This is a genomic window from Streptomyces sp. NPDC090077, from assembly GCF_044747545.1.
Classification (GTDB): Bacteria; Actinomycetota; Actinomycetes; order Streptomycetales; family Streptomycetaceae; genus Streptomyces.
On sequence record NZ_JBIVEG010000026.1, the window covers coordinates 43,855 to 50,946 of the forward strand.

Sequence of the window (7,092 nt, forward strand, 5' to 3'; positions counted from 1 at the left end):
ACCGGCAGGCATGACGTACGACGCTGACGTGATCGTGATCGGAGCGGGCCTCGCGGGCCTCGTGGCCACCGCCGAGCTCGTCGACGCGGGCCGCAGGGTGATCCTCCTCGACCAGGAGCCGGAGCAGTCCATCGGCGGACAGGCGCACTGGTCCTTCGGCGGGCTGTTCTTCGTGGACTCGCCCGAGCAGCGCCGCATGCGGATCAAGGACAGCCGCGACCTCGCGCTCCAGGACTGGCTCGGCACCGCCGGGTTCGACCGGGAGGAGGACGCCTGGCCCCGCCGCTGGGCCGAGGCGTACGTGGACTTCGCGGCCGGCGAGAAGCGGCCCTGGCTGCACTCCCGCGGGGTGCGCTTCTTCCCGGTGGTCGGCTGGGCCGAACGCGGCGGCTACGACGCGAACGGCCACGGCAACTCCGTGCCCCGCTTCCACATCACCTGGGGCACCGGCCCCGGCCTGCTGGAGCCCTTCGTGCGGCGGGTCCGCGCCGGGGCGGCCCGCGGGCTGGTCCGCTTCGCCCCCCGCCACCGGGTCACCGGGCTGTCCGCCACCGCCGGAGCCGTGGACACCGTCACCGGCGAGGTCCTGGCGCCCTCGGACGCCGTGCGCGGCACCGCGAGCAGCCGCGAGGTGGCCGGCGCGTTCAGCCTGCGCGCCCAGGCGGTGATCGTGACCAGCGGCGGCATCGGCGGCAACCACGACCTCGTGCGCGCCCAGTGGCCCGAGCGGCTCGGCACCCCGCCCGCGCGGCTGCTCTCCGGGGTCCCCGCGCACGTGGACGGGCTGATGCTGGGCATCACCGAGGCCGCCGGGGCCAGCCACATCAATAAGGACCGGATGTGGCACTACACCGAGGGCATCGAGAACTGGGACCCCATCTGGGCCCGGCACGGCATCCGCATCCTGCCCGGCCCCTCCTCGCTGTGGCTCGACGCCACCGGCAGGCGGCTGCCCGTGCCGCTCTTCCCCGGCTTCGACACCCTCGGCACCCTCGACCACATCATGCGCACCGGCCACGACCACACCTGGTTCGTGCTCAACCAGCGCATCATCGGCAAGGAGTTCGGCCTCTCCGGCTCCGAGCAGAACCCGGACCTGACGGGGAAGTCCGTCCGCGAGGTGATCAACCGGGCCCGGCAGGCCGTCCCCGGACCGGTCAAGGCCTTCATGGACCGCGGCGCGGACTTCATCGTCGAGCGGGACCTGTCGGCGCTGGTCCGCCGGATGAACGAGCTCACCAAGGAGGACCTGCTCGACGAGGACGCGGTCCGCCGCGAGATCACCGCCCGCGACCGGGAGATCGCCAACCCCTTCACCAAGGACCTCCAGGTGACGGCCATCCACGGGGCGCGCCGGTACCTCGGCGACAAGCTGATCCGCACCGCCGCCCCGCACCGCATCCTGGACCCGGCCGCGGGCCCGCTGATCGCGGTCCGGCTCTCCATCCTGACCCGCAAGTCCCTGGGCGGCCTGGAGACCGACCTGTCCTCCCGGGTCCTGACGCCCTCCGGCGACCCCCTGCCCGGCGTCTACGCGGCCGGCGAGGCCGCCGGCTTCGGCGGCGGGGGCGTCCACGGCTACCGCGCCCTGGAGGGCACCTTCCTGGGCGGCTGCATCTTCTCGGGCCGCGCCGCCGGCCGCGCGGCGGCACGGGCCGTCGGGTAGCTCCGGACGGGACGGTCCGGCGGGGCCCCGGCCGGGGCCCCGCGGAGAGCCCCGCCCGGATCCCCGCCCGAATCCCCGCCCGTGACCTGCGTCAGGCCGCTTCCCGGACGATCCGGAAGCGCTCCGCGACCACGAGGGTGTCGTCGTCGACGGTGAAGTCCGGATCGCCCAGCCACTCGCGCAGCTGCTCGCTCTGCCAGAAGCCCTCGTGCGCCGAGCGCCATTCGGCCACCGAGGCGAAACCCTCACCCTCGTCCAGCGCGTGGCGCAGGTCGACCTCGGCCAGCCTCAGCACCCGGACGTCCGTGATCTCCAGGACGACCAGGGGCTGCTCGTCGGAGTCGACCAGGACCACGCGCTCGCCCGCCCGGGGCACCGGCTCGCCCTCGGTCTCGTACCCCTTGAGCAGCCCCGTCGTCGTGGTCTTGGCGCCGCTCAGGACGGCGGCGGTCAGGGTGTCGCGCAGTTCCCCGGGGAAGCCCATCTCGAAGGGGCGGAGATCGTCGAAGCTCGTCATGCGCCCACCCTACGAACCGTCCCCGCAGGTCACACCCGAATTTCGAACCGTCACTTGCGTCCCAACTCGCCCCTTCTGCTCACCAGTTGAAACACGCCACCCCGTGGACCGGACCTTGACGCGGAGCTGTGCCTACCGGTTTGCTGTGCGTGATCATCCGGACAGACCACCGGCACGATCGAGCCGCGCCGTCGGCATTCCACGCGTACCACCGCACCGACCGCCCCACCCGTGCCCCCGTGCGCGCACCCGCGCACGCAGTCCACCCGCGCCCGCGTCCTGGAGGGAACCCGCGGATGTCCCCGCCTCCGCCGCCCCTCGGCCGCGCCCGCAAGCGGGACGCCCAGCTCTTCGACCCCGCCCTGTGCGACACCGAGCTCGTCGGCGTCCGGAGCCAGTTCACCCAGGGCCGCTGGGCCAGGGCCCGCTCCCTCCTCGTCGCCACCGGTGACGACTGGGACCGCCGCGGCCACCGCCTGGTCGTCCTCGCCGAAACCCCGGCCGCCACCGCCTGGGCCGGCGAATGGCTGCTCGCCGAACCCGACAGCGCCGACGCCACCACCCTCCTCGCCTGCGCCGCCGTCTTCACCGCCCTGCGCGGCAAGGGCAGCCCCGAAGCCGCCGACGAGGCCTGCCGCCGGGCCGCCGCGCTGCTCCCCGCCGACCCCACCCCCTGGCTCGGCCTCCTCATGCTCGCCCGCGCCTTCGGCACCGAGGAGGAGTTCAGCCGCCACTTCGACCAGGTCCGGGCCCGCCACCGCGAGCACCACCACGCCCACCACCTCATGGTCGCCAAGCTCGCCGAACGCACCCCCGCCTCCGGCCACGACCCGCTCCACGAGGTCTACGACTTCGCCGCCTGGGCCGCCGAGGAGTCCCCGGCCGACTCCCCGCTCGCCGTACTGCCCGTGATCGCCCACGCCGAGCGCTTCCGCGTCCTCGCCGCCGCCCGCGGCAGCGCCACCGCCGGGGCCGCCGCCGAGCACTGGACCGGCCGCCGCGCCCGCCAGGTGCTGCGCTCCGCCTTCGACTGGTGGCTGGAGTGGGAGCGCGAGGACCACCCCCGCAACCGGGTCGACCTCAACTTCCTCGCCCACGCCAAGCTCTGCGAAGGCCGCCCCGCCGAAGCGGCCGCCCTCTTCCACCGCATCGGCAGCCACGCCACCCGCGCCCCCTGGTCCTACCCGGACCGCGACCCGCACAAGGCCTTCCTCGCCGCGCGCAGTGCCGCGCTCGGCACCGCTTGACCAGCCACCCCCGAAAGGACCCTGCCATGCCGACGGGCAGATCCACCACGCTCCCAGCCGACTCCGCGGCCGAGATCCGCACGTACAAGGGCCAGGACCGCGCCCTGCGCGCCGACCGGCTCGGCACCGCCGGACTGCTCCTCTCCGTCCTCGCCGCCAGCGCGCCCCTGATGGTCGTCGCAGGTGTCATGCCCACGATCTTCGGGGTCATGGGCATCGTCGGCCAGCCGCTGCTCTTCGTCATCCTCGGCGTCGTCCTCGCCCTCTTCGCCGTCGGCTACGCCGAGATGAGCCGGCACGTCCACAACGCCGGCGCCTTCTACGCCTACATCGCCCGCGGCCTCGGCCCCACCGCCGGCGCCTCCGCCTCCCTCGTCGCCCTGGTCGCCTACAGCGCCATGCAGGTCGGCGTCTACGGCATCCTCGGCTTCGAGGTGTCCGGCCTCTTCGCCACCTACCTCGACACCCAGGTCGCCTGGTGGATCCCGGCCCTGCTCGCGGTCGCCGCCACCGGCGCGCTCGGCTGGCTCAAGATCGACCTGAACGCCAAGGTGCTCGGCGTCCTGCTCCTCATCGAGTGCGCCCTCGTCGTCGTCTTCGACGCCGCCGCCCTCGGCAAGCCCGGCCCCGAAGGCCTCTCCCTGGGCGCCTTCGACCCCTCCACCCTGGGCGGGGCCGGCCTCGGCACCGCGCTGTGCTTCTGCATCGCCGCCTTCGTCGGCTTCGAGCAGTCCCCGGTCTACGCCGAGGAGACCAGCAAGCCGCACATCGTGGTCTCCCGCGTGATGTTCCTCGCCATCGGTTTCGTCGCCCTCTTCTTCGCCCTCAGCGCCTGGGCCCTCTCGGTCGCCACCGGCCCCGGCGGGATCGTCAAGGCCTCCGCCGAGGCCGGTCCCGGCCTGCTCTTCGAGCTCACCGGGAGCCGCCTCGGAACCGCCTTCACGGACGTCCTGCACGTGCTCTTCGTGACCGGCATGTTCGCGGCCATGCTCAGCTTCCACAACGTCGTCGCCCGCTACGCCTTCGCGATGGGCCGCGAGGGCCTGCTGCCCGCCCGCTTCGGCCGCACCAACCCGGGCACCGGCGCCCCCGCCACCGGCTCCCTCCTGCAGACCGTGGTCGCCGCCGTGGTCGTCCTCGTCTTCGCCGTCACCGACTCGGAGCCGACGGGCGACCCCACCGCCCCCGTCCTGCACCTGTTCACCTGGATGGGCAGCGTCGGCGCCCTCGGCGTGACCGCCCTGATGGCCGCGGCCTCCTTCGCCGTCATCGCCTTCTTCGTCCGCCGCGGCACCGCCGGCGCCCAGATCCGGCGGCTGGTCGCCGCGGGCCTGGCCGGCCTCGCCCTGGTCGGCATCGTCGTCTACACCGTCAAGGACTTCGCCGTCCTCGTCGGCGCCGAGCAGGGTTCCGCGCTGAGCTGGGCCCTGCCCGCGATCATCGCCGTCGCCGCCCTGGGCGGACTGGTCCACGGGCTGCTGCTGAAGTCCCGCCGCCCCGAGGTCCACGCCCGCATCGGCCTGGGCAACGAGGCCTTCCGCCTCGACCAGGCCGCGGAGGCCACACCGCGCGCCTGAGGCCCGGCAGCCCTCGTAATCGCACCCCTGGGAAGCCCCCGGAGACCGTTTCCATGGTCGCCGGGGGCTTCCGCGTTCGGTGGCCGATTTTGGCGGGTTGCGGAGGCACGTGGTCTCCTATGGCGACAAAATCACCGGTACCGCGATACGGGGGACACCACCCAGCTCCCCCGCGCGCGGCCGCCGGACCTGCCTGACCGAACCACGAAGGCGAAGTCCCACATGAGTGATCGCACCTTGGCCGAGGCCCCCGCCGAGCCGTCCCGCCGTCCCGTCGACGCCGGTGACGAGGGCTACAGCAAGGACCTCAAGTCCCGCCACATCAACATGATCGCCATCGGCGGGGCGATAGGCACCGGCCTCTTCCTCGGTGCCGGCGGCCGCCTCGCCGGCGCCGGCCCCTCGCTGGCCATCGCCTACGCGGTGTGCGGCGTCTTCGCCTTCTTCGTGGTCCGCGCCCTCGGCGAGCTCGTCCTCTACCGCCCGTCCTCCGGCGCCTTCGTCTCGTACGCGCGCGAGTTCATGGGGGAGAAGGGCGCCTACACGGCGGGCTGGCTGTACTTCCTGAACTGGTCCACCACCACCGTGGCCGACATCACGGCCGCCGCGACCTACGCGCACTTCTGGTCGATGTTCACCGACGTCCCGCAGTGGGTGCTCGCCTTCATCGCCCTGGCCGTCGTCCTCACCGCGAACCTGATCTCGGTGAAGTACTTCGGCGAGATGGAGTTCTGGTTCTCCCTGGTCAAGGTCGCCGCCCTGGTGATCTTCCTGATCGTCGGCATCTACCTCGTCGCCACCAGCCACGACATCGGCGGCAACACCCCTGGCCTCGCCAACATCACCGACCACGGCGGCATCTTCCCGTCCGGCGTCCTGCCGATGCTCCTGGTGGTCCAGGGCGTCGTCTTCGCGTACGCCTCCGTCGAGCTGTGCGGCGTCGCCGCGGGCGAGACCGAGAACCCCGAGAAGATCATGCCGAAGGCGATCAACTCGATCATGTGGCGCGTGGGCCTCTTCTACGTCGGCTCCGTGGTCCTGCTGGCCCTGCTGCTCCCCTACACCGCGTACTCGGCCGACCAGAGCCCCTTCGTCACCGTCTTCGACAAGCTCGGGGTCCCCGGCGCCGCCGGCATCATGAACCTGGTCGTCCTGACCGCAGCCCTGTCCAGCCTGAACTCCGGCCTCTACTCCACCGGCCGGATCCTGCGCTCGATGGCCATGGCGGGCTCCGCCCCCAAGTTCACCGGCGTCATGAACAAGGGCAAGGTCCCCTACGGCGGCGTCCTCTTCACCGCCGCCTTCGGCGTCGCGGGCGTCGGCCTGAACTACTGGATGCCCGGCGAGGCCTTCGAGATCGTCCTCAACCTGGCCTCCATCGGCATCCTCGGCACCTGGGCCATGGTCATGCTCTGTTCGCTGTTCTTCTGGCACCGCTCGAAGAACGGCCTGGTCGAGCGCCCGTCCTACCGCCTGCCCTGGGCCCCCTACACCCAGATCGTGACCCTGGTCTTCCTGGTCGTGGTCCTGGTCCTGATGTGGAGCGACGGCGGCGTCGGCCGCACCACGGTCATGTTCCTCCCGGCGATCGCCGCCGCCCTCGTCGGCGGCTGGTTCCTGGTCCGCCGCCGCGTGGCCGAGATCGCCGCCGCCAACGACTGACCCGGTCCGCCCGTACGCGAAGGGCCCCCGGGCCGGGATCCCAGATCCCGGCCCGGGGGCCCTTCCCCGTTCCCGCCCCGTTCCCCGTGTCCGGGGGAACGAAGAAGGACCCCGCCGAAGCGGGGTCCTTCTGTTGGTGTCCGAGGGGGGACTTGAACCCCCACGCCCGATAAAGGGCACTAGCACCTCAAGCTAGCGCGTCTGCCATTCCGCCACCCGGACAGGGTGTGCGCTTCACGTTCCTTGCGGCCCGTTGCGACGTGGAAAACATTACCAAACATTCCGGGGTGGCCGGTCCACGCCCTTCCCGGCCCGGAACCGTGCTGCCGGGGAACGAAGAAGGACCCCGCCGAAGCGGGGTCCTTCTGTTGGTGTCCGAGGGGGGACTTGAACCCCCACGCCCGATAAAGGGCACTAGCACCT

General features: G+C 72.4%; 5 protein-coding genes and 1 tRNA gene. 4 read left to right on the plus strand and 2 right to left on the minus strand.

Annotated features, from left to right (window positions below; genetic code table 11):
- Positions 1–10: 10 nt before the first annotated feature.
- Positions 11–1,666 carry an FAD-binding dehydrogenase gene (locus ACIPW5_RS31270; RefSeq protein ID WP_401252096.1) on the plus strand — a complete coding sequence of 552 codons (1,656 nt, stop codon included), beginning with the start codon at positions 11–13 and terminating at the stop codon, positions 1,664–1,666.
- Between the two features lie 91 nt (positions 1,667–1,757).
- Here ACIPW5_RS31270 and ACIPW5_RS31275 read toward each other — a convergent pair whose 3' ends face one another.
- Entirely contained in the window at positions 1,758–2,183 is a 426-nt protein-coding gene (locus ACIPW5_RS31275) for an ASCH domain-containing protein (RefSeq protein ID WP_401252099.1), read from the minus strand.
- 296 nt (positions 2,184–2,479) lie between these two features.
- Between ACIPW5_RS31275 and ACIPW5_RS31280 the strand changes: the two genes are divergently transcribed.
- From ACIPW5_RS31280 to ACIPW5_RS31290, 3 genes are all read left to right on the plus strand, one after another.
- A complete protein-coding gene (locus ACIPW5_RS31280) occupies positions 2,480–3,430 on the plus strand; it encodes a hypothetical protein (protein ID WP_401252102.1) in 951 nt (316 codons plus the stop codon).
- Positions 3,431–3,456: 26 nt separating this feature from the next.
- Positions 3,457–5,007 carry an APC family permease gene (locus ACIPW5_RS31285; protein ID WP_401252104.1) on the plus strand — a complete coding sequence of 517 codons (1,551 nt, stop codon included), beginning with the start codon at positions 3,457–3,459 and terminating at the stop codon, positions 5,005–5,007.
- A 222-nt stretch (positions 5,008–5,229) separates the two neighbouring features.
- Positions 5,230–6,669: an amino acid permease gene (locus tag ACIPW5_RS31290; RefSeq protein ID WP_401252107.1), complete on the plus strand. Its 1,440-nt coding sequence runs from the start codon at positions 5,230–5,232 to the stop codon at positions 6,667–6,669.
- A gap of 134 nt (positions 6,670–6,803) precedes the next feature.
- Here the strand turns inward: ACIPW5_RS31290 and ACIPW5_RS31295 are convergent.
- A tRNA-Leu gene (locus ACIPW5_RS31295) sits at positions 6,804–6,891 on the minus strand.
- Positions 6,892–7,092 lie beyond the last annotated feature (201 nt).